Annotated in this window: 21 protein-coding genes and 3 tRNA genes; 5 read left to right on the forward strand and 19 right to left on the reverse strand. The window is 70.9% G+C overall.

Annotation, left to right across the window (positions count from 1 at the left end):
- The 5 genes from AC3A46_RS17870 to AC3A46_RS17890 form a co-directional block, all read right to left on the reverse strand.
- Positions 1 to 788, reverse strand: a 788-nt coding sequence (locus AC3A46_RS17870; protein ID WP_487666419.1) for a lysylphosphatidylglycerol synthase transmembrane domain-containing protein, incomplete at its 3' end; no start/stop codon positions are given.
- Positions 776 to 1,612 (reverse strand): SAM-dependent methyltransferase, encoded by an 837-nt coding sequence (locus tag AC3A46_RS17875; RefSeq protein WP_487666420.1) that lies wholly within the window; start codon positions 1,610 to 1,612, stop codon positions 776 to 778. The genes AC3A46_RS17875 and AC3A46_RS17870, both read right to left, overlap by 13 nt.
- Positions 1,609 to 2,622 (reverse strand): glycosyltransferase family 4 protein, encoded by a 1,014-nt coding sequence (locus AC3A46_RS17880; RefSeq protein WP_487666421.1) that lies wholly within the window; start codon positions 2,620 to 2,622, stop codon positions 1,609 to 1,611. Before AC3A46_RS17880 ends, AC3A46_RS17875 begins: the two co-directional genes overlap by 4 nt.
- A complete protein-coding gene (locus AC3A46_RS17885) occupies positions 2,619 to 3,014 on the reverse strand; it encodes a 6-pyruvoyl trahydropterin synthase family protein (protein WP_487666422.1) in 396 nt (131 codons plus the stop codon). The genes AC3A46_RS17880 and AC3A46_RS17885 overlap by 4 nt, the downstream gene beginning before the upstream one ends.
- Positions 3,011 to 4,042, reverse strand: coding sequence for a zinc-dependent alcohol dehydrogenase (locus tag AC3A46_RS17890; RefSeq protein ID WP_487666423.1), 1,032 nt, complete (start codon positions 4,040 to 4,042; stop codon positions 3,011 to 3,013). Before AC3A46_RS17890 ends, AC3A46_RS17885 begins: the two co-directional genes overlap by 4 nt.
- A gap of 20 nt (positions 4,043 to 4,062) precedes the next feature.
- On the opposite strand from AC3A46_RS17890, the gene AC3A46_RS17895 reads away from it, so the two are divergent.
- Both AC3A46_RS17895 and AC3A46_RS17900 read left to right on the forward strand, forming a co-directional pair.
- Positions 4,063 to 4,812 (forward strand): CDP-alcohol phosphatidyltransferase family protein, encoded by a 750-nt coding sequence (locus AC3A46_RS17895; protein ID WP_487666424.1) that lies wholly within the window; start codon positions 4,063 to 4,065, stop codon positions 4,810 to 4,812.
- A 4-nt stretch (positions 4,813 to 4,816) separates the two neighbouring features.
- Positions 4,817 to 5,239: a hypothetical protein gene (locus tag AC3A46_RS17900; protein ID WP_487666425.1), complete on the forward strand. Its 423-nt coding sequence runs from the start codon at positions 4,817 to 4,819 to the stop codon at positions 5,237 to 5,239.
- Between the two features lie 77 nt (positions 5,240 to 5,316).
- Here AC3A46_RS17900 and AC3A46_RS17905 read toward each other — a convergent pair whose 3' ends face one another.
- From AC3A46_RS17905 to ppk2, 7 genes are all read right to left on the reverse strand, one after another.
- Positions 5,317 to 6,687, reverse strand: coding sequence for an MFS transporter (locus AC3A46_RS17905; RefSeq protein ID WP_487666426.1), 1,371 nt, complete (start codon positions 6,685 to 6,687; stop codon positions 5,317 to 5,319).
- A gap of 167 nt (positions 6,688 to 6,854) precedes the next feature.
- Entirely contained in the window at positions 6,855 to 7,082 is a 228-nt protein-coding gene (locus tag AC3A46_RS17910; protein WP_487666427.1) for a hypothetical protein, read from the reverse strand.
- An 82-nt stretch (positions 7,083 to 7,164) separates the two neighbouring features.
- Entirely contained in the window at positions 7,165 to 7,371 is a 207-nt protein-coding gene (locus AC3A46_RS17915; RefSeq protein ID WP_487666428.1) for a hypothetical protein, read from the reverse strand.
- A 60-nt stretch (positions 7,372 to 7,431) separates the two neighbouring features.
- Positions 7,432 to 8,262, reverse strand: coding sequence for a zinc-ribbon domain-containing protein (locus tag AC3A46_RS17920; RefSeq protein WP_487666429.1), 831 nt, complete (start codon positions 8,260 to 8,262; stop codon positions 7,432 to 7,434).
- A gap of 160 nt (positions 8,263 to 8,422) precedes the next feature.
- Complete coding sequence (locus AC3A46_RS17925) at positions 8,423 to 9,040, reverse strand: DUF1349 domain-containing protein (RefSeq protein WP_487666430.1); 618 nt, start codon at positions 9,038 to 9,040, stop codon at positions 8,423 to 8,425.
- A 48-nt stretch (positions 9,041 to 9,088) separates the two neighbouring features.
- Positions 9,089 to 10,045, reverse strand: a complete 957-nt coding sequence (locus tag AC3A46_RS17930) for a diacylglycerol/lipid kinase family protein (RefSeq protein ID WP_487666431.1) — start codon at positions 10,043 to 10,045, stop codon at positions 9,089 to 9,091.
- 1 nt (position 10,046) lies between these two features.
- Positions 10,047 to 10,892: a polyphosphate kinase 2 gene (gene ppk2 / locus AC3A46_RS17935; protein WP_487666432.1), complete on the reverse strand. Its 846-nt coding sequence runs from the start codon at positions 10,890 to 10,892 to the stop codon at positions 10,047 to 10,049.
- Positions 10,893 to 11,006: 114 nt separating this feature from the next.
- Here ppk2 and AC3A46_RS17940 point away from each other — a divergent pair, with 114 nt between their 5' ends.
- Positions 11,007 to 11,678, forward strand: a complete 672-nt coding sequence (locus tag AC3A46_RS17940) for a phosphatase PAP2 family protein (RefSeq protein ID WP_487666433.1) — start codon at positions 11,007 to 11,009, stop codon at positions 11,676 to 11,678.
- Between the two features lie 345 nt (positions 11,679 to 12,023).
- Here AC3A46_RS17940 and AC3A46_RS17945 read toward each other — a convergent pair.
- The 3 genes from AC3A46_RS17945 to AC3A46_RS17955 form a co-directional block, all read right to left on the reverse strand.
- Positions 12,024 to 12,097 (reverse strand) — tRNA-Met (locus AC3A46_RS17945).
- Between the two features lie 34 nt (positions 12,098 to 12,131).
- Positions 12,132 to 12,203, reverse strand: a tRNA-Thr gene (locus tag AC3A46_RS17950).
- Positions 12,204 to 12,265: 62 nt separating this feature from the next.
- Positions 12,266 to 13,591: a M23 family metallopeptidase gene (locus tag AC3A46_RS17955; protein WP_487666434.1), complete on the reverse strand. Its 1,326-nt coding sequence runs from the start codon at positions 13,589 to 13,591 to the stop codon at positions 12,266 to 12,268.
- A 109-nt stretch (positions 13,592 to 13,700) separates the two neighbouring features.
- Between AC3A46_RS17955 and AC3A46_RS17960 the strand changes: the two genes are divergently transcribed.
- A complete protein-coding gene (locus tag AC3A46_RS17960) occupies positions 13,701 to 14,006 on the forward strand; it encodes a hypothetical protein (protein WP_487666435.1) in 306 nt (101 codons plus the stop codon).
- Between the two features lie 267 nt (positions 14,007 to 14,273).
- On the opposite strand, the gene AC3A46_RS17965 is transcribed toward AC3A46_RS17960, so the two are convergent.
- Positions 14,274 to 15,080, reverse strand: coding sequence for an inositol monophosphatase family protein (locus AC3A46_RS17965; RefSeq protein ID WP_487666436.1), 807 nt, complete (start codon positions 15,078 to 15,080; stop codon positions 14,274 to 14,276).
- Positions 15,081 to 15,139: 59 nt separating this feature from the next.
- On the opposite strand from AC3A46_RS17965, the gene AC3A46_RS17970 reads away from it, so the two are divergent.
- Complete coding sequence (locus tag AC3A46_RS17970; RefSeq protein WP_487666437.1) at positions 15,140 to 16,732, forward strand: phytoene desaturase family protein; 1,593 nt, start codon at positions 15,140 to 15,142, stop codon at positions 16,730 to 16,732.
- Positions 16,733 to 16,889: 157 nt separating this feature from the next.
- Here the strand turns inward: AC3A46_RS17970 and AC3A46_RS17975 are convergent, their stop codons facing one another.
- The 3 genes from AC3A46_RS17975 to AC3A46_RS17985 all read right to left on the reverse strand — a co-directional run bounded on the left by AC3A46_RS17975 (position 16,890) and on the right by AC3A46_RS17985 (position 19,360).
- Positions 16,890 to 17,891, reverse strand: a complete 1,002-nt coding sequence (locus tag AC3A46_RS17975) for a hypothetical protein (protein ID WP_487666438.1) — start codon at positions 17,889 to 17,891, stop codon at positions 16,890 to 16,892.
- A 154-nt stretch (positions 17,892 to 18,045) separates the two neighbouring features.
- Complete coding sequence (locus AC3A46_RS17980) at positions 18,046 to 19,074, reverse strand: CE1 family esterase (protein WP_487666439.1); 1,029 nt, start codon at positions 19,072 to 19,074, stop codon at positions 18,046 to 18,048.
- 201 nt (positions 19,075 to 19,275) lie between these two features.
- Positions 19,276 to 19,360, reverse strand: a tRNA-Tyr gene (locus AC3A46_RS17985).
- Positions 19,361 to 19,530 lie beyond the last annotated feature (170 nt).

Consider the following 19,530-nt stretch of genomic DNA (forward strand, 5'->3'; position numbering starts at 1 on the left):
GAGGCGGCGACCGCCTCGCGCGGCCCCCAGCCGCCGACGCTGACGGGGATCGCGGCCGCGCCCAGCACGATCAGCGCCACGACGGCGAGCTCGTCCGCACCGGCGTGCACCCCCGCCGCGATCCCTGCGACCACGAAGGTGGTCGCGTGCGCCGCGACCACGACGACCGATGCGGCCGCGATCGCGAACAGCGCGGCCGGCCGTGTCAGCACGGGGCGCAGCATCCGGCACTCCCTCCGCAGGGCGGCGCGACCGCGCCGGGTCGCGGCGATCCCTCCCACGAAGACGATCGCGAGCACGACGATCGCACCGCTGATCCACGCGAGCGGTGCCAACGGCGACGCCAGCCCCAGCGGCAGGAGGACAGCGAGCGTGAGCACCACCTGGACGAGCTGGCCCGCGACCCGCTCGGCCGCGACGGCGCGGGCGGCGAGGTCCACGCGCTCGTGGTGCTGTCCCTGGACGTAGGCACGGTGGACGTCACCCACGACTCCCCCGGGCAGGACGGTGTTCAGGAACTGGGACCGGTAGTACGAGGCGAAGGCCTCGCTCCACGGGAGCGGCAGCCCGAAGCCCGCCGAGACGACCCGCCAGCGCCACGCGGCGGCCGCCGTGGCGACGGCGGCGAGCGCCACCGCCACGAGGATCGTGGCCGGCGAGATCGACGCCAGCCCGTGCAGGAACGGTGCGACGCCCACGACGGCGATCGTGCCGGCGACGACGGCCAGCGCCGCCGCGATCCGGAGCAACGACCGCACACGCGGGGGGATCCTGCTCAGCGCGGCCATGCCAGCAGATCCTCGTGGGAGACGGTCACGCGCAGCCGCCCGTCCGCGGCCAGCGCAAGCCGGCGCTCGCGATACGCGACGGCGTCGGACGCGATCTCGGGACGCTGCTCGACCGCGGCGCCGATCCACCCGTCCAGCCATTCGCCGATGAGCGCCGTGTCACGATGCGCGAGGCGCCACGGGGTCTCCGCGGTGCGCACGTTCCAGCCGGCGTCGGCGAAGAGGCCGGAGACCACGGTCACCGCGTCGGGTCCCAGCATCCGTCGCCCCGACGCATCCCGACGCTGGTGGTCGTTGAAGGCGGACTCGATGGCGCGCTCGACCTCGTCGGGCCGCTCGGCGGGACGCAGCCGGGCCGAGCCGGTGACGGAGAGACTGAACAGCGCCGGAGCGCCCGCGGCGACGCAGGCGGAGACGACGTGGGCGGCCTCGGCCTCGGTGAGCACGTCGAGGAGGGCGGATGCCGTCACCGCCGCCGCACCGTGAAAGGCGTCGATCGGCAGCGAGGCCAGATGCTCGACGACCACCTCCGCGGTGAGAGGGCGGCCCGCCTCGTCGACGACGGTGCGCAGGTCGAGATGCTCGACGATGTCGGCATCGCCGTCGCGGAGCACCCACTGCTGAGGCCCCGGCAGTCGCGGAGCGAGCCACCGCGTCATCGAACCGGTGCCCGCGCCGAGGTCGTGCAGCACGACCGGCGCCGACCCCGAGCCGGGCACGATCAGCCGGGCCAGATCTCGGGCGAGGTCGACCGAGCGCGCGTCGTCGTCGGCGGGGGCCCGCAGTGCGAGCCACCCGGCCGTCGCCGTCGAGATCGCGGTCATGCCGCCTCCCACGCCGCGGCCACACGGCTCACGGTGTCGCGCCACGTCGGCAGCGTCGCGCGCGCGGCGAGCGCCTCGCGGCGCAGGCGTTCCCGCAGGGAGGGGTCGGAGAGCCACGCGTCGAGCGCCTCGGCCAGGGCGCCCGGGTCGCCGGTACGCACGAGCAGTCCTCCTCCGCCGGCGAGCGCAGCGGGGATGCCTCCGGTATCGGCGGCGAGCACGGGGATCCCCCGTGCCCGCGCGTCGGCGATCGCCATCCCGGAGCTTTCGACGCGGGACGGGGCGATCAGCAGTGCGCAGCGCCGGTACTCGTCGGCGAGGGCAGGGCCGTCGAGCACCCCGGGGAGCCGCACTCTGCCCCCGAGGGCGGACGCCTGTCGCGCGATCCTCGCCGCGAACTCCGGGAAGACCTCGGTCGCGCCGACGATCGTGCACGTCCAGTCGTCGGCGGCCACTCGCGCGAGCGCGGCGAGCAGCGTGTCCTGCCCCTTGTGCGGGGCGATCACGCCCACGCACAGCAGCTCGCCCTCGGCGGCCGGCGTCGACGGCTCTGCCGGGCGGGCTCCCGGCACGGCGACCACCGTGCGATCCGGGTCCGCCAGCCCACGTCGGGCGAGTTCGTCCGCCGTCCAGTCGCTCGTGACGATCACGTCGTGCGCAGCCGCCAAGGCCCGCCGTTCGGCGTCGATCGCGGCATCCGTGGCGTCCGCGAAGGCCGCCGTCACCATGTGGGCGAGCACCGTCACTCGCAGCCGCCCCGCCGCCTCCTCCACGGCGGCCGGCGCCCAACCCGCCACGAGCCCGTCGATCAGCACCCGCGAGCCGTCGGGCGCGTCACGGAGAATGGATGCTGCGCCCCCCGCGTCCGCCGCCTCGCACACGTCCACGTCCCAGCCGCGATGGCGGAGACCGTCTCGGATGTGCCGGTCGTAGACGTTGCCGCCGCTCACCCGTCGGGGGTCGTCCACCCCGGCGGGCACGACGAAGCGGAGGGACGGAGCATCCGTCACAGCGCCACCTCGTAGGAGGCCCACGCGACGTGCGATTCGTGCAGCGTCACGGCGATCCCGCTGAGGTTCGCCTCGCCGATGCCACCGTCCTTCACCCGTGCCGCCAGCCGATCGCCGATGATCTGGCACAGCCGCTCGGTCGTGGTGTTCATCCCCTGCAGGTCGGGCTCGTCGTCGAGGTTGCGGTAGGTCAGCGCGCCCACGATGTCACGGAGCACCTCGCTCGCGCGGCCGATGTCGACGACGACGCCGTGCGCGTCGAGCTCGTCGGCACGGAACGTCGCGTCGACGAGGAACGTCGCGCCGTGCAGCTGCTGCGCGGGACCGAAGACGTCGCCGCGCAGGCTGTGCGCGATCATGATATGGTCGCGGACGGTGACGCTGAAGCTCATTCGGCAGTCCAATCGATCGTGTGGCACAGTTCGCCGGCGGTGCCGTCGGCGAGCGCGGCGGTGACCTCGGGCAGCTGCCGCCACGTCGAGGCGCCCGCCAGAAGCTCGTCGAACGCAGGATCCTCCAGGAGTCGCAGCGCCAGCGCAAGACGGTTGCGCGTCGTGCGGGAACCTCTCCGGCGCACGGCGACCTCGCCGACCTGACTCGGCCGGAGGGCGATACGGCGGGAATGGAAGTCCGCACCGAGCTCCAGCGGGACCGGGCGGCTGCCGTACCAGCTGGCGACGATCACCTCGCCGTCGGTGGGCGCGAGGCCGAGGGCCAGCTGCAGCCCGGTGCCGGCGCCGCTGGCCTCGATCACGACGTCGGCGGGCGCGATGTCCTCCGTCGCGAGCGCGAAGCCGACGCCGAGCGCCTCGGCGGTCGCCGCGCGCGCCGGGTCGACATCGACGAGAGTGACCTCGGAACCCGGGATGCTGCGCGCCACGCGCGCGATCGCGCACCCGATCATGCCCGCGCCGACGACGATCACCCGGTCGCCCACGAGGGGCGCGGCATCCCACAGCACGTTGACCGCGGTCTCCACCGCGCCGGCGAGCACCGCCCGGCGCGGTGGGACGGATTCCGGCACCGGGTGAAGCGCCTCCGCGGGAACGACGAAGTGCGACTGGTGCGGGAACAGCGAGAACACGGTGCGGCCCCGAAGTGCGGCGGGCCCGTGCTCGACGGTTCCCACGTTGAGGTACCCGTACTTCACCGGGAAGGGGAAGTCCCCCGCTTGGAAGGGGGCACGCATGCGCTCGCGCTCCGACACGGGCACCTCGCCCCGGGCGACGAGGGCTTCTGTGCCGCGACTGACCCCGGTGAAGAGCGTGCGCACCGACGCCTCGCCGTCGAAGACATCGGGCAGCGGCTCGCGGCGGAACTCGCCCTGCCCGGCGCCGACCGTCCACCAGGCGGTTGCGGCATCCGGACTCTCGCGGTGAACCTCAGCAGGCCCCTGTGTCGTGTTCCCCGTGACCGCCATGAGGAGTACACGGAGCGCGCATGGGAAAAGTTCAGTGGGTGCCCTGGTGGTGGGTCGCGGCCGGAATCGCCGGCGTGGCGGCGATCGGGACGACGGTGCTGCTGCCCGCGGCGGCGTGGGCCGCGGGCAGCGGATACCTCATCGTGTCGACGGCACTCCTGATGAGGGGTATCCGCCGGGGTGGGGTCGAGCGCTTCGGCCCGGCCAACGCGGTCACCGCGACGCGGTCCCTGCTCGTGGGACTCGTGACCGCCCTGGTGGTGGCGTCCTTCGCGAGCGCAGTGCCGACGGCTCTGCTCGTCGTGCTCGTCGCCGTGGCGCTCGCCCTCGACGGCGTCGACGGCTACGTGGCGCGCCGCACTCGCAGCGAGAGCGAACTGGGTGCGCGCTTCGACATGGAGGTCGACGCGTTCCTGCTGCTGGTGCTGTGCGTGTACGACGTGCGATATGTGGGCTGGTGGGTGCTCGCGATCGGCCTGCTCAGGTACGCGTTCGTGGTCGCGGGATTCGTGCTGCCGTGGATGAACCACACCCTGCCGCCGCGATACTGGCGGAAGGTCGTCACGGCCGCCTGCGGCATCGCTCTCACCCTCGTCGCGTCACAGCTGCTGCCGCCGGCGCTGAACGTCCTCGTCGCGGTCGCGGCGCTGCTGCTGATCGTCGAGTCCTTCGGTCGCGATGTGCTCTGGCTCGTGCGTGTGAACCTCGCCGGCGCCCCGCTCGTTTCCCTGGAGAAGGCGTCGAACTCGCCTCCGGAAGAGAGCAGGTAGGACCATGACCGAATCCAGCGGGCGGGCGCTCTGGACCATGCGCATCCTCAGCGCGATCGCCCTCCTCGCCACGGGCGGCATCCATCTCTATCTCGCTCTGAACGGCGTCGGAGGCCTGCTGGGGGTGATGTTCATCCTGAACGCCGTGGCCGGTCTCGTCCTGGCGGCGGGCATGCTGCTCCTGCGCGGTCGGCTCCTGCAGCTCGTGACCGTGCTGAGCCTGCTGTTCCTCATCGCCACGCTCGGGGCGCTCATCCTCGCACTCACGGTGGGGCTGTTCGGCATCCACCAGACCTGGGACTTCACGCTCGTGCCCCAGACCGTGATCGTCGAGTCGATCGGCATCGTGGTCCTCGGGATCACGACCGCGATGGTGCTGCGCCCGCAGACCGTGCCGGGCATGCGCCGGAGCCCGCAGGGCGCCTAGCCACGGACGACTCGCCGCACTGCGGGCAGGAACGGGCGGACCGCCCCGCCACAGTGGCGAGGCGGTCCGGGTGGGTGTCACGCGCCGACCGACTCCTTCTCGGCGGCGAGCCTCTCCTCGTCGAGACGGTCGAGCTCGTGCAGCGACGACCCCTTCGTCTCGCGCATCGAGATGACGGCGATGAGGGTGATCCCCGCGGCGATCGCGAGATAGACGGCGACCGGGATGTACGAGCCGGTGCTGGCCAGGAGCGCGGTCGCGATGATCGGCGCCAGCGAGCCGGCGACGATCGACGTCACCTGGTAGCCCAGCGAGACGCCGGAGTACCGCATGCGCGTCGGGAACATCTCCGACATGATCGCGGGCTGCGGCGCGTACATGAACGCGTGGATGAACAGGCCGAGGCAGATCGCGGCGACGATGATCACCGGGTTGCGCGTGTCGAACATCGGGAAGGCGACGAAGCCCCAGGCCGCCGCGCCGAGCGTGCCGATGAGGTAGACGGGCTTGCGGCCGATCCTGTCGGTCAACCCGCCGATGAGCGGGATGACGATCATGTGCACGATGTGCGCGATGACCAGGAGGCCGAGGATCTCGGCCGTGTCGACCTCGAGCGCCACCGCCAGGTAGGTGATCGAGAAGGTCACGACGAGGTAGTACATGATGTTCTCCGCGAAGCGGAGGCCCATCGCCGTGAGCACGCCGCGCGGGTAGCGCTTGACCACCTCGAGCACGCCGAAGCGCAGCGCCTTGGACTGCTCGACCTCCTTCTGGACCTCGAGGAAGATCGGGGCGTCGGTGACCCGCGTGCGCACGTAGTAGCCGATCGCCACGATCACGACGGACAGCCAGAAGCCGATGCGCCAGCCCCACGCGAGGAACTGCTCCTCGGTCAGCGTGCGGCTCAGCACGAGCAGGACGACCGTCGCGACGAGGTTTCCGATGGGCACGGCGGCCTGGGGCCACGATGCCCAGAAACCGCGCGTCTTGTTCGGCGAGTGCTCCGCGACGAGCAGAACCGCTCCACCCCACTCGCCGCCGACGGCGAAGCCCTGCGCGAAGCGCAGCGCCACCAGGAGGGCGGGCGCCCAGTAGCCGATCATGTCGAACGTGGGGAGGCATCCCATGAGGAAGGTCGCCACGCCGACGAGGATGATCGCGAACTGCAGCAGCTTCTTGCGCCCGTACTTGTCGCCGAAGTGCCCGAACACGATGCCGCCGAGCGGCCGGGCGATGAAGCCGACCGCGTAGGTGACGAACGCCGCGATGATGGGGGCGTAGGGGTCGTCCGACGGCGGGAACATGATCTTGTTGAAGACGAGCGTCGCGGCCGTGGCGTAGAGGAAGAACTCGTACCACTCGACGACGGTGCCCGCCATCGAGGCCGTGACGACCCGCCGCAGGCTCGACTGCTTCATCGAGGCCGGGGGTGTCTGGGGTGATGCCATGCGCTGGTACCTCCTTGTAAAGCGCGGTAGCGGCTCGGGGGGAACCGCCCTGCGGGACGTTACCTGACGCACGATTCAGGTTTCAAGGGGGTTGACCCGGGCCGAGGAGTGAAGTTCGCCGGATCTTCTCGCTTTCGGCAGTCTGACGCGTTGCGGGACGCCTCTGCTCATTCCCACGCGGCGACGAGCATCCAGTGACCGTCGACCTCTTCGACGTCCATCACCCGCGTGCGGTGGTCGACGTCGCTGCGGGCAGTGAACCGCCAGCTCTGGAAGAGCCGGCCGCCGTCACTGCGGGTCGGGGTGTCGATGACTCGCCACCGCTCATGGTCGACGACGAGTCGCACCGGCCGCTCATGCTCGCACCAGACCTGGACATCTTCACGTGCCATCATGCGCATGATGCTCCTCCTTCATCGAATCTATGTTCGATTGTAGGATGCAGGAAGCACCGGCGCAACAGTGGATGCGTTCGGGCTACGCGCTGCGGCTGTCGGTCTCAGCCGCACCATCCACCGCGGCGAGATGGATCGCGGCGACACCGTCGCGCAGCGCGCCGACGGGCACCTCGACGGTCTCGTACTGGGACGTGAACCCGTTCTCGTCTACCACCGACACGGTCACCAGAACATGACCACGGCGCGGCAGTCGCGATGCGGTGCGGGCGAGTCTCTTCGTCTTCATGTCCCCTCCGCCCCCCACCGTAACGACGACCTCCGACACGCGCGCGAGGCACGCGCGGACTCACTTCAGGTACGCGTCGACGAAGAGCGCACCGCGGATGCCGCGCAGCGCGTCGAGCAGGATGTGCCCACTGCGCGTGGTCCACCCTGACACCAGGATGTCGTGCGGACCGAGCGGCTCCAGCTTGCCGGTGCGCACGCGGACCACCTCCCACCCGGAGGCCCGCACGGCCCGGTCCTTGCGCCGGTCGGCCTCCTCGCGCTTGCCGACGTGCTCCAGCCCGTGCCTGCCGACGGTGTCGTACTCGAGCGCGATCCGGAGCTCCGGCAAGAGGATGTCGGGCCACACCTCGAGGTGATCGAAGAAGGGCCGCGGCGTCCGGATCGCGGTGAAGCCCGGCGTGACAGCCAGCATCGCGAAGACATCCGCACGCATCCGCGCTTCGACCGCCGAGGCCGGCTTCGGCGCGCATACGCTCACGAACGGCTCCCCCACCGCAAGCTCCGGGGTCTTGGCGCACAGCGTGCGCGGGGGCTTGCGCCGCGGTGCACGTTCCGCGCCCGGCGCCCGAGCGACGATGCGAGGCGGGCTGGCCAGCACGGAGCACTCCGGACACCAGGCCGACCGGCGCCGCTCGCGGCCCGGCCGGTCGCGCTGCTCAGACGGAGTCGCGGCGAACGTGTGACCCGCCTCGCACTGCCACAGCAGCAGCACATCGGCGGCAGGCGGCACCTGCGTGAGGGCGATGCCCGCGTTCAGATCGGGGTGGTACTGCCGGATGAGCGCGGGGAACGCGGCCCACTGCGTCCGGTAGGTGCCCACGGGGTACGGCACGTCGACGCCCTTCGAGAACTGGCGTCTCGCCCACCACAGTTGCACCCGCTCCGGCATGGGCGCACTCTAAGCGGCACCCCCGACACGCTCACCGGCGGCCGGGGTCCGATTCGGCAACGCGGATTCCGCTGCCGTGCCGGATCGCCCCGGCACGCCCGCAGAGCACCTGCCGCGCGACGCGGCGGCACGCGCGCCCGCTCAGAGGCGCAGCATCCGTCTACGATCCGTCGCGGAGATCCGGGACGAGGGTCGCGCGCAGATCGACCTGGTCGAACACCGCGGTGCAGGCGTCGCCGAGCGGTGCCTGCGCCATGAAGCCGACCCGGACGGGGTCGGCGCCGCCGGCCAGCGAGAACAGCCGCACGAAGTCCCAGCGGACGCCGTCCTGCGAGGCGTGGAACGCCCAGGCATCTCCTCCCAGGGAGGCGATCCTCAGCCACACTGCGCGGTCCGTGACGACCGCGGAGTTCACGTCATCCGACAGGCCGCGCGTGACCACGCTGACGACCATCGCCTCGCCCTGCGGCGAGAACTCGAAGCAGAGCTTCGCCCAGTGGCCGGCGTCGTGCCAGATCGTCAGCGCGCCGGCGTCGAACGTCGTGCGCTCGCCGACCACCTCGACGCGCGCCTGCAGCGTGAACGGCGGTGCCGGGGCGAGGAAGGAGAGACTGGATGCCTCGTGCTGCGGCGGTGCGCCGGTCGCATCGTTCGTCCAGTCGACGCCGGCGGCGCAGGTCAGCTCCAGGGCACGGGTCTGTTCGTCGTACCTCGCCTCGGACGCGCCATGCGTCCATTCGAGGTCGGGCAGTCCTTCGATTCGGAACGTCGACGACATCGTGCCCTCTCGTGTGATCCGCTGCGGGCCCTGCAGCGCCCATCGACCCTAGCGGGTATCGGCGACCAGCGATCGCACGCGGAGGGCGGACGGCTGGATCGTCACGATGAATGCGCGAGTGTCGCCGACCTCCTCGCCATCGATCTCGAACGCGTGCGCTTCAGGAAGTGTGACGGCGACCTTGCCGGCGCGGCCGTGCTGAGTCGAGTCGGTGTTCGTCAGCTCGTCCGACGTGTGAACGAGTCGCTTCAGCCCGTTGTCCCACATCATCGTCTTCAGGGTGCCCAGCCACTGCACCACCCCTTCCGCGCTCAGCACGACGTAGTCCAGCTCGCCATCTGACGGATCTGCATCGGGGACGAGCCGCATCCCGCCCTGAATCGTGCCGCAGTTGGCGACCAGGAGCGTATGACCTTCCCGGTTCTGCGGCGCCGCGTCATCCGTGGTGATCGAGAACGGGATGACGTCGCTGGCCGACCACGCCCGTCCGAGCGACTCGACGTACGCGAGCCATCCCGCCTTGTCCTTGAGGTCGTCGTCGGTCTCGGCGAGCATGTGGGCGTCCAACCCGAAACCCACCATCACGACGAACGCGTGCCGCTCAGGGCCGCCCTCGCGCTCCATCTCGACCCAGCCGACGTCGAACGGTCGAGCCTCACCAGCCAGGGCGAGCTCGAACGCCGCCGGGACGTCGTTGATGGGGATGTCGAGGTTGCGCGCGAAGAGATTGCCGGTGCCGAGCGGGATGATCGCCATGTCGACATCGGCGGAGGTGTCAGCGAGATGCTCGGCGACTGCCCGGACGGTGCCGTCACCACCGGCCACGATCAGCACCTCCGCGCCCGCCGCAACGGCTGCCTCGGCAACACCCTGGCCGGGATCCTCCGCCGTCGTCTCCCACCATCGCACGTCCTCGATCGGGGTCTCTCCCATGGCCTGCGCGAGCCCTGCTTCGAGGGTGTCTCGGTCGATCTTGGACGGGTTCCAGACGATCGCAGCCCGCATCTCAGGCGGCCTTCTTCGACTTCGCGGCGCTGAGGTCGGCAGCGATGTCAGGGACATACTTGAACTGCTCTGCGGGCGGACGCTCGTAGTCGCCGCCATCCGGCCGATCGGGGATCGACACCTCGTCCAGTTCGAGCCTCCCGTGGGGGATGGTGCTGAGCAGGTGGTTGATCACATTCAGGCGAGCACTCCTCTTGTCGTCGCTCTCGACCGTCCACCACGGCGACTCTTCCGTATCCGTCGCAGCGAACATGGCGTCCTTCGCGCGGGAATAGTCCTCCCAGCGAAGAATCGACTCGAGGTCTGTCGGCGACAGCTTCCATCGTCGCATCGGGTCACCGACCCGTGAAGCGAAGCGCGCCTGCTGTTCGTCGTCAGAGACGGAGAACCAGTACTTGATCAGGATGATTCCGTCCTCGATGAGCAGATGCTCCACGATCGGAGCCTGACGCAGGAACTCCTGGTACTTGTCCTCCGAGCAGTAGCCCATGACACGCTCGACTCCGGCCCTGTTGTACCAGGAGCGATCCATCAACACGATCTCTCCCGCGGTGGGCAGGCGCTCGATGTAGCGCTGGAAGTACCACTGCCCGCGCTCCTTCTTGGACGGCTTCGGCAACGCGACCACGCGCGCGTGCCGCGGGTTCAGGTACTCCATCACACGTTTGATGGCGCCGCCCTTGCCCGCTGCGTCGCGACCCTCGAAGAGCACGAGCACGCGCTCCCCTGAAGACGCCACCCACTGCTGCATCTCCACCAGCTCGGTCTGCAGTCGCTCCAGCTCCGCCTTGTACAGCCGCTTGTTCAGGCGCTTGACGGACGACTTCTTCGCGTTCTTCTTGCTCACGGCCGAAGCGTAGCCAGTCCACCCTGTGCGCAATAGAGGGTGGTTTCCCGGCGCGGAATGTGCCTACGGCGATCGGGACCTTCGCTACGACGGCACGCCTGCCATGATGGCGGCATGCAGCCTCCTCACGAGCGGCCCGACATCTCGCGCCTCGTTCCGCTGATCGTCGGCGCAGCCGCCGCGATCGTCATGATCATCCTCCTGTGGTTGGTGACCTCGGTTCGCCGGGACCAGCCGTTTCCCGTGGACGTGTGGTGGCACGACATGATGCTGGCGAACCGGACCGATACCGGCCTCGTACTGGCGTGGATCCCGGCCCACGTCGGCGGACCGGTCCTGGCCGCGGTGACCGGCGTGGTGGTGGTCGGCACCCTCCTCGTGCTGCGCTGGTGGTGGGCCGCCCTCACCGTCACCGTGACTCTGGTGCTGTGCATCGGGATCGCAGCCCCTCTCGCCCGCGTCGTCGCACGAATCAGGCCCGAAGACTCGCTCGCTGAGATCGTCCCCACGTCATACCCCTCGGGGCACGTCGCGTTCGCGGCCGCCCTCGCGACGGTCTTGGGACTGCTGTTCCGGCATTGGCTCTGGTGGACCCTCGGAGCGGTGTGGGTCCTCTGGATGGCGTGGAGTCGCACCTACCTCGCCGCGCATTGGCTGACCGACGTCATCGGCGGAATCTTCCTCGGGGTCGCCGTCGCCGTGCTGGCGTGGGCGATCGTGGAGACAGTCCGCCGACGACGTGAGTCCCGCGCGGTGGACGGGGACGTCAGTGTGAGGGACGAGTAGCGGACAGTCCGGGTTCTCGTCCGTAGCAGGAGCGGGGCTTGAACCGGCGAGCTTGCGTCACCGCCCGAATGGGGCAGCGTTGGCTGCTGCTGCTCACGGCCCCGATCGTGCGGCGGCGCGGCCGATCGCCCTGCCACGGGCGTGAGGCAGGCCCGGTCACGGGGTGGGACTGAGCAATCTGCGCCGACCGGCGGCGGGGCCGGCTGAGCAGTCTGCTACGGCGCCGACACACCCCGCGGCCTCGAGAACCGTTGCAACTCCAACTGCGACAACCGCAGCCTCGGTGCCCGCTCTGGGTCCTCACGGAAACGCGAAAACCCCCGGGGATCCGGGGGTTTTCTTCTGTAGCAGGAGCGGGGCTTGAACCCGCGACCTCACGATTATGAGTCGTGCGCTCTCACCAACTGAGCTACCCTGCCGTACACATCCAACGGTCACGAAATGGATGCTGCGAGCCCCGAGTCAGGATTGAACTGACGACCCCTTCCTTACCATGGAAGTGCTCTGCCACTGAGCTATCGGGGCGTGCTGCCCGCAAGCAGGCAACTAGAAGAGGATACCAGAGGCGTGGCATCCTTCCGAACCACTCAACCCACCGTGTGGGTCCCGTCGGTGTACTTCTCCAGCCACGGCCACGGGTCGATGGCAGTGGTGCCGTTGTCGAGGATCTCGAAGTGCGTGTGGGCGCCGTACGAGCGACCCGTGTTGCCGGTGCGGCCGATGACCGTGCCGACGGTGACCTGCTGGCCGGGGCTGACCTGGAGCGAGCCGTACTGCATGTGCGCGTAGTGGCTCGAGACCAGCTGCCCGTCGACGATGTGGTCGATCACGACGTGCACGCCGTAGGCGCCGCCCGCTTCCGAAGCGACACGGACGGTGCCGTCGGCGATCGCCTGCACCGGCGCACCGTTGCCGGGCGTGAAGTCGACGCCCTCGTGCATGCGGCCGGACCGCATACCGAACCCGTACGACATCGTCACACCGACCGCGAAGGGCCACTGGACGTTCGAGTTCGGGTTGTTGTGGAAGAGGTTCGAGAAGTTCTTGATCCCCGCCTCCGACGCGAGCTGCGCCGTGGTGGTCGTCGCGTAGTTCTCGGTGCGCTGGAGAGTGTCGCTCTGCGCGTCGCCGGGGGCGACGTAGGCCTGGATCTCGGCCTCGTCGATGAGCGGCACGGACTCGTCGCCGGCGGCGAGCACCGAGAGCGAAGCCTCCGTGCCGTTGACCGCGGCGACCGCTTCAGCCGGAGTCGTCATGCCGACGGCCATCAGGCCGACGATGCCGAAGACGCCGACCGAGAACGACGCGGTGGCGACGCGCTTGAAGGCCGAGCCACGGCGGGTCTGCGCACGGCGGGGCGCCGCGTGCGACGTCGCCTCTGCTTCGGGCGCTGCGGGCGCGGCCTGCTGAACCGGCGTATCGCCGGTGAAGGCGAACAGGCGGGATGCGGCTTCGAACTCGTCGACTCCGGATGCTGCGGGGGTGGGGATCGGCCCGGTCAGGGGCTCGATGCGCTCGGTGCGGGGGCGCTCGGCCTGCTCCGGGGTGGGTGCCGGCGACTCGCTGGGTGCTGCCGTCGACTGCGGCGCGGCCGCCTCGACCGCGGGGGCGGTCGAGGCCACCGTCTCATCGGCGTCGGCGTCGATCAGCGTCGCGGACGAGTCGGCCTTCCACGTGGAGGCGCCCTCGGTCGGCGTCGCACCCGACGCGGACGCCGGAACAGCGGTGGTGGAGGAGGCCGGCGACTCGGCGATCGCGACGGGCTCCAGAAGCTCGAACGGCTCTGCGGGCGCAAGTACGGTGTCGAGCAAGGGTGCCGGCTCTTCGCGTGCCGGCAGCCCCGCCTCGAACGCCGCGGCAGGACGCTCGGGCGCGGCGGGAGCCACGGGAGCGATCGGCGGCACACCGGTCACGGGATGCTGGGCGGTCTGGGAGCGACGCGCGCGTCGACCCACCTGCTCGACAACGGGCGCGGCGGCGGCAGCCGACGAACGGACGCGGGCGCGCGGCGCGACGGGCTCGATGACAGGGCCGGACGCTGCCGGAAGCTCGACCGACGACGGCGCCGGGGCCGCGGGCTCGACCGGCGTCTCCACGGAAGCCGAGGCCACGGGGACGGAAGCGACCGGAGTCGCCGGAGCCGCGATCTCAGGGGTCGACGCGGCATACGACGTCGCCTCGGGCTTCACCGAAAGGGTGGCGGCAGCATCCGCTCGCCTCGACTCGACCGGACGACCCCACACGACCGCGGGACGCTCCGCCACGGTGCTGGCGGCCTGCCGCCGTGCAGTCGCACGGCCTGCCCCGGATGCCTCCGACGTCACCTGAGCGGGCGCTGCGGAGGGTCGACTGGAGCGGCGTGTGGGCGCAGATCCGGCCTGGGGGGCGTCGAAAGGCAAAGCGGAAGTAGGCTCTCAGGTCGTGCCGCGAGGGGGGTGTTCGCGACAAGGCGGTCTTCGGGCAAAAGGACCCCTCCGCCGTTCGGGAGGCGAAGGTAACGATCGGGTAAACCCTACCCCGGGCGTCCTGGGAATGCCATGTGCGGCTCGGATTTCATGGCGCGCGTTTGGTGAGGATTCGATGAGAACCGCGTCTTCACGCGAGTCCCGCGGCCTCCGCCAGGCGGTCGAAGATCGCCGGGGTCGCGGCCACGATGAGGGGGGCGCGGGGACCGCCGTCGGGCTCCGCCCGGCCGAATCGGCCACCCGCCTCCGTCACGAGCAGCGATCCCGCCGCGAGGTCCCACGGGGCGAGCCCGCGTTCGAAGTAGCCGTCCAGGCGCCCGGCGGCAACGAACGCCAGATCGCTGGCGGCCGATCCCCCGCGACGCAGGTCGCGCGCGGGCACGGCGGGCATGACGCGGCCGATGAGCTCGATGTCTCCGGGCCGGGTCGCGGGGTCATAGCCGAACCCGGTCGCGAGGAGGGCGCCCGCTCCCCCGACCTCCGGGTTGACGGCGAGCCGGTTCGCACCCAGCCACGCTCCCTCACCGCGGGCGGCGTGGAACATCTCGCCGAGCACCGGGGTGTAGACGACGCCGGCCAGCGCCTCCCACTCGCCGGGCGTGGGCTCACCCTGGACGGCGGCGATGCTCACGGCGTACGACGGAATGCCGTAGGCGTAGTTCACCGTGCCGTCGATCGGATCGACGACCCAGGTGACGCCGCTCGCGCCGCGGTCGCCGCCGGTCTCCTCACCGAGGAAGCCGTCCTCGGGGCGCGCAGCCTTCAGCCGGGCGCGGATCAGCGCCTCGACCTCGCGGTCGGCCTCCGTCACGATGTCGGCGAGGGCGGTCTTGGTCGCCGCGATCGCGACGCCCGCTTCGCGGCGGGTCCGCGCGAGCTCCCCGGCTTCGCGGGCGATGTCGATGGCAAGGGATTCGAGGTCGTGCTCGAGGCTCATGCCTCCACGGTAACGAAGCTGCGCACGGCCCGAACGCCCGCGTGGGTAGCGTGGAGCGCATGGTCGCTGCCGCCCGGTCCCCCCGCTTCGACGTCGCCATCGTCGGCGGCGGTCACAACGCCCTCGTCGCCGCCGCGTATCTGGCCCGAGCCGGACGCTCGGTCGTCGTCCTCGAGCGGCTCGACCACGTCGGCGGAGCCGCGGTGTCGGAGCGGCCGTGGGCGGGGGTCGACGCACGGCTCTCGCGCTACTCCTATCTCGTCAGCCTGCTGCCGCAGAGCATCGTCGACGACCTCGGGCTCGACATCCGCCTCCTCCGGCGCCGCTACTCCTCGTACACGCCCGATCCGGCGGATCCGTCGAGGGGCGTCCTGATCGACACCGCGGATGCCGCGGCCACCGCCGCGTCGTTCGCCCGCGTCACGGGGAGCACCGGCGAGGCGACGCGCTTCGGCGACTTCGCCGACCGGATCGAGCCGATCGCGCGAGTCCTCTTCCCGTCGATGACGCAGCCGCTGCGTCGCGAAGGAGAGGTGCGGGCAGACCTCGGCGACGACCGGCTCTGGTCCGACCTCTTCGAGCACCCCCTGGGCGCCGTGCTCCGGTCGTCGTTCGACACCGACATCGCCCGCGGCATCGCGCTCACCGACGGCCTCATCGGCACCTTCGCCTCCGCCGACGACGAGAGCCTCCGCCAGAACCGCTGCTTCCTCTACCACGTGATCGGCGGCGGCACCGGGCACTGGGACGTGCCCGTCGGCGGCATGGGCCGTGTGACGGCCGAACTGTCGCGCGCCGCGACCGAGGCCGGCGCCGCGCTGCGCACCGAGACCGAGGTGACCGCCGTGACGCCGGACGGCGAGATCACGCTCGCCGGCGGTGGCGTCGTGCACGCGCGCCTCGTGCTGAGCGGCGTCGGGCCGGCGGTGCTCTCGCGGCTGCTCGCGGCGGGCGGCGCAGACGCACCTCCCGCCGATGCGGCGTTGCCCGAGGGCGCGCAGCTGAAGGTCAACATGCTGCTGAAGCGGCTCCCCCGTCTCCGCGACGCGCACGTCTGTCCCGAGGCGGCGTTCGCCGGCACCTTCCACGTCAACGAGACCCTGACCCAGCTCGACGACGCGTACCGGGCGGCGGTGGGCGGCAGCATCCCTGATCCCCTCCCGGCCGAGATCTACTGCCACTCCCTCACCGACCCGACCATCCTCGGTCCCGAGCTGCGCGCATCGGGCGCACACACCCTGACGCTCTTCGGCCTGCAGGTGCCGCACCGCCTCGTGGACGGACGGGACACGGATGCTGCGCGCGCGACGCTCCTCGACGCGGCCCAGGGCTCGCTCGACGCGGTGCTGGCCGAGCCCATCGCCGACTGCCTCTACGAGGCTCCCGACGGCACGCTGTGCGTCGAGGCGCGGACCACAGCCGACCTCGAGCACTCGCTCGGCATGGTGGGCGGCGACATCTTCCACGGCCCGCTCTCGTGGCCGTGGGCGGGCGACGACGAGGCGCTCGACACGCCCGCCGAGCGCTGGGGCGTGGCGACGCAGCATCCGACCGTGCTGATGTGCGGTTCCGGAGCCCGCCGCGGCGGCGCGGTCAGCGGCCTCGGCGGCCACAACGCCGCCATGGCCGCGCTGGAGCTGCTCAGTCGCTGAACCTGCCATGCCCTGTCCGCCCGCGCGGCGTGTGCACGCTTCGACAGGTCAACCGCGGTTCCACACGACGGAATCGGCTCGAATTCTCCTGCAGAACCCCGGTTGACCTGTCGAGCGAGAAGGAGTCGGATGCCTCGACCCGCAGCGGGTTCGGCGCTCAGGGGTGCGGCGGCAGCGGCGGGGGCGGCGGGTAGCCCTCGTACCCGGGCGCCGGCGGGGACTGCGGGGACTGCGGCGCGGCGGGCGCGGGCGCGGGAGCGGGAGCCTGCGGGCCAGGCAGCTGCGCGGACGGAGCCGGCTCGATCCGCGTGAAGACGTGAGCGCCCGGCGACGGGTACCCCGTGTAGTACGCGTTCCAGTCCGGCGAGCCGTCGCGCAGCATCGGCAACGGCGTGGCGCCGTCGACGTACGTCGGCCACGGGAGGAGCTCCTGCGAAGCCGGGGCGCTGACCGGCGCGGCGGGGGCGACCGGGGCGGCGAGGGCCGGATACGCGACGTGGGCGCGGGGCTTCTTCGGCGCGAGCAGCACGTTCACGAGCGGCAGGAGCGCCGTGCCGACCGCCGCCAGGATCGCCACGGCGACCACGATGCGCCAGTAGAGGTCGGCGAGGATGAGCCACTCGCCGAATGCCAGCGGAATGATCAGCAGTGCGGCCAGGCCGACCACCAGCGCGATCGTGATGACGGCCACGGTGCGGGTGAACGGCGTGTCGTGACGCTGGAGCGCCTTCATGTAGAGGCGCACGTGCAGCAGGACGAGCTGCAGGATCAGCACGATCAGCAGGAACTGGACGAACTTCGAGAATCCGATCCAGTGGTAGCGCTCCGGCATCCAGATCATGACGGCGCCGAGCAGGAGGGCGATGATCCACGAGGCCATGCTCGCGAGCGCGAACCAGCCCGGACGCTGCGGCGCGAGGTGGGCGTCGAGGATGGCGACCCCGGCGAACGCGACGAGCAGGAGGATCGTCAGGAACGCCCGTCCGATGAGGCCGTTCTGCCCTCCGATGAGCACCCAGACGACGCAGACCAGGGCCGCGGCGATGAGGGCGCCGATCGCGACCCAGATGGCGATCCGCAGCAACGGCGAGGGCGAGGCATCCGTCCGCCCTGCTTCCCCTCTCGGAGCGGGCGTCGCATACGGGTCGGGCGCGGTCATGGCGTTCCTCTCGTCACGGGCGCAGTGCCTGCACCGCCCATCCTGACATGCCGCCCGAGCACGCGCAGGCGGATCCGCGTGGCCGCGGCCCTCGATGATCCCGCGCAGGTTCGAAGCGCCGGAGCCGGTGCCCCGGCGCTTCGAACGAGCCGACTCAGCCGCGACGCGGGTGGGCCTCGAAGAAGTCCCACATGATCTGCGAGGCGCTGATCTCCTGCGTGACAGCGCCCAGCGGCGAGAGGTCGACGTCGGTTCCGGGCCAGGTGTGGCCGCCGTCCGACACCTCGTAGAGCACCACGTCGGCCTGCTTGGCGCAGTTCGACCACGAGTAGGCGGTGATCCCGGCCCCCGCCGGCGTGACGATCGGGCCGCGACGGCATTCGTTCAGCCCGGCCCAGCGCTGGGCGGCCAGCTGGACGGTGTAGCCCCAGCGGGGGTCGGCGTTGCCCGGGTACGGGTTGACGAAGTCGGCGGTTCCGTGGAAGGTCACGACGGCGACCGGCCTGTCAGGGGAGCAGGAGTGGGCCACGGGCTGCGAGAGCTCTGCGGGGTCCGGGCGGCCGGCTCGAAGACCGGCGACCGGAGCGATCGCGGCGAAGACGTCGGATGCCTCGCACGCGAGCGCCGACGCCATACGGCCGCCGCCGGAGAAGCCGGTGGCGAAGATGCGGCGTTCATCGACGCACCCGGCCGCGTCCACCGCGTCGACGACGGCGCGGAGGAAGGCGACGTCGTCGCGGGACCCCGCAGGAGGGTAGGTGCCGGAGGTCAGCGGCACCCCGGGGACGTTCCAGGCCCAGTTGCCGTCGGGCAGCGTCCGGGGGAACTCGATGTCGCCGGTCGGGTTGACGACGATGAAGCCCTCGGCGGCGCCGATCTCTCCGAGGTCGGAGATGTCGGCCTGCACGCCGCCGTTCGCGTTCGACCCGTGAAGGTCGACGACGAGCGGCAGCTCGCGACGCAGCGGCGCGTCGGGCACCTGGACGAGGACGCCGTAGGTCTCTCCCGCGAAGGTCACCTCCAGCGTGGATGCGCCGACGGGGAGGGTCCGCGCGCAGGACTGCGCCGGGCCACCTGCCGCTGTGGCAGGGGCAGCACCGAAGATGATGCCTCCCGCCGCGAGGGCGAGGGCCACTCCCGTGGCGAGCATCGCACGTGCTCGTGTTCGCGTCGTCGCGATCATCAGAACTCCTTCGTTCTCGAATCCCGAGCGTTCACTCGGTTTTCGACACGTTAGCAGTGGTCGAAGATCGCGTCGATGGCGCACTCGGAATATGACGGGCGCGCCCCACGGACTCATCCGGGCGCGCCTCGGTTCGAACCCTCAGCACTCGTCAGAAACGCCGAAACGCGCCCCGCAGGCGGGACGCGTTTCGGCGTTGGTTGGTGGCGAGTGAGGGATTCGAACCCCCGAAGTCGATGACAGCTGAGTTACAATCAGATCCCTTTGGCCGCTTGGGTAACTCGCCAGGTGCGCACCCGTCCGACTTTTCCAGACGACCGGAGGCGCGATCCACCATATTACGCGTAGATGCCCGAGGTCTGAAATCGGCCCGGTCTAGGTGTGATGTCCAGGGACGTTGTTGCGTGAATCGCGTGTGATCTGCTGACGGGCGAAGGCCTCCCGTTGCGAGAGTGG

Source organism: Microbacterium sp. Soil_C_42 (assembly GCF_057656735.1).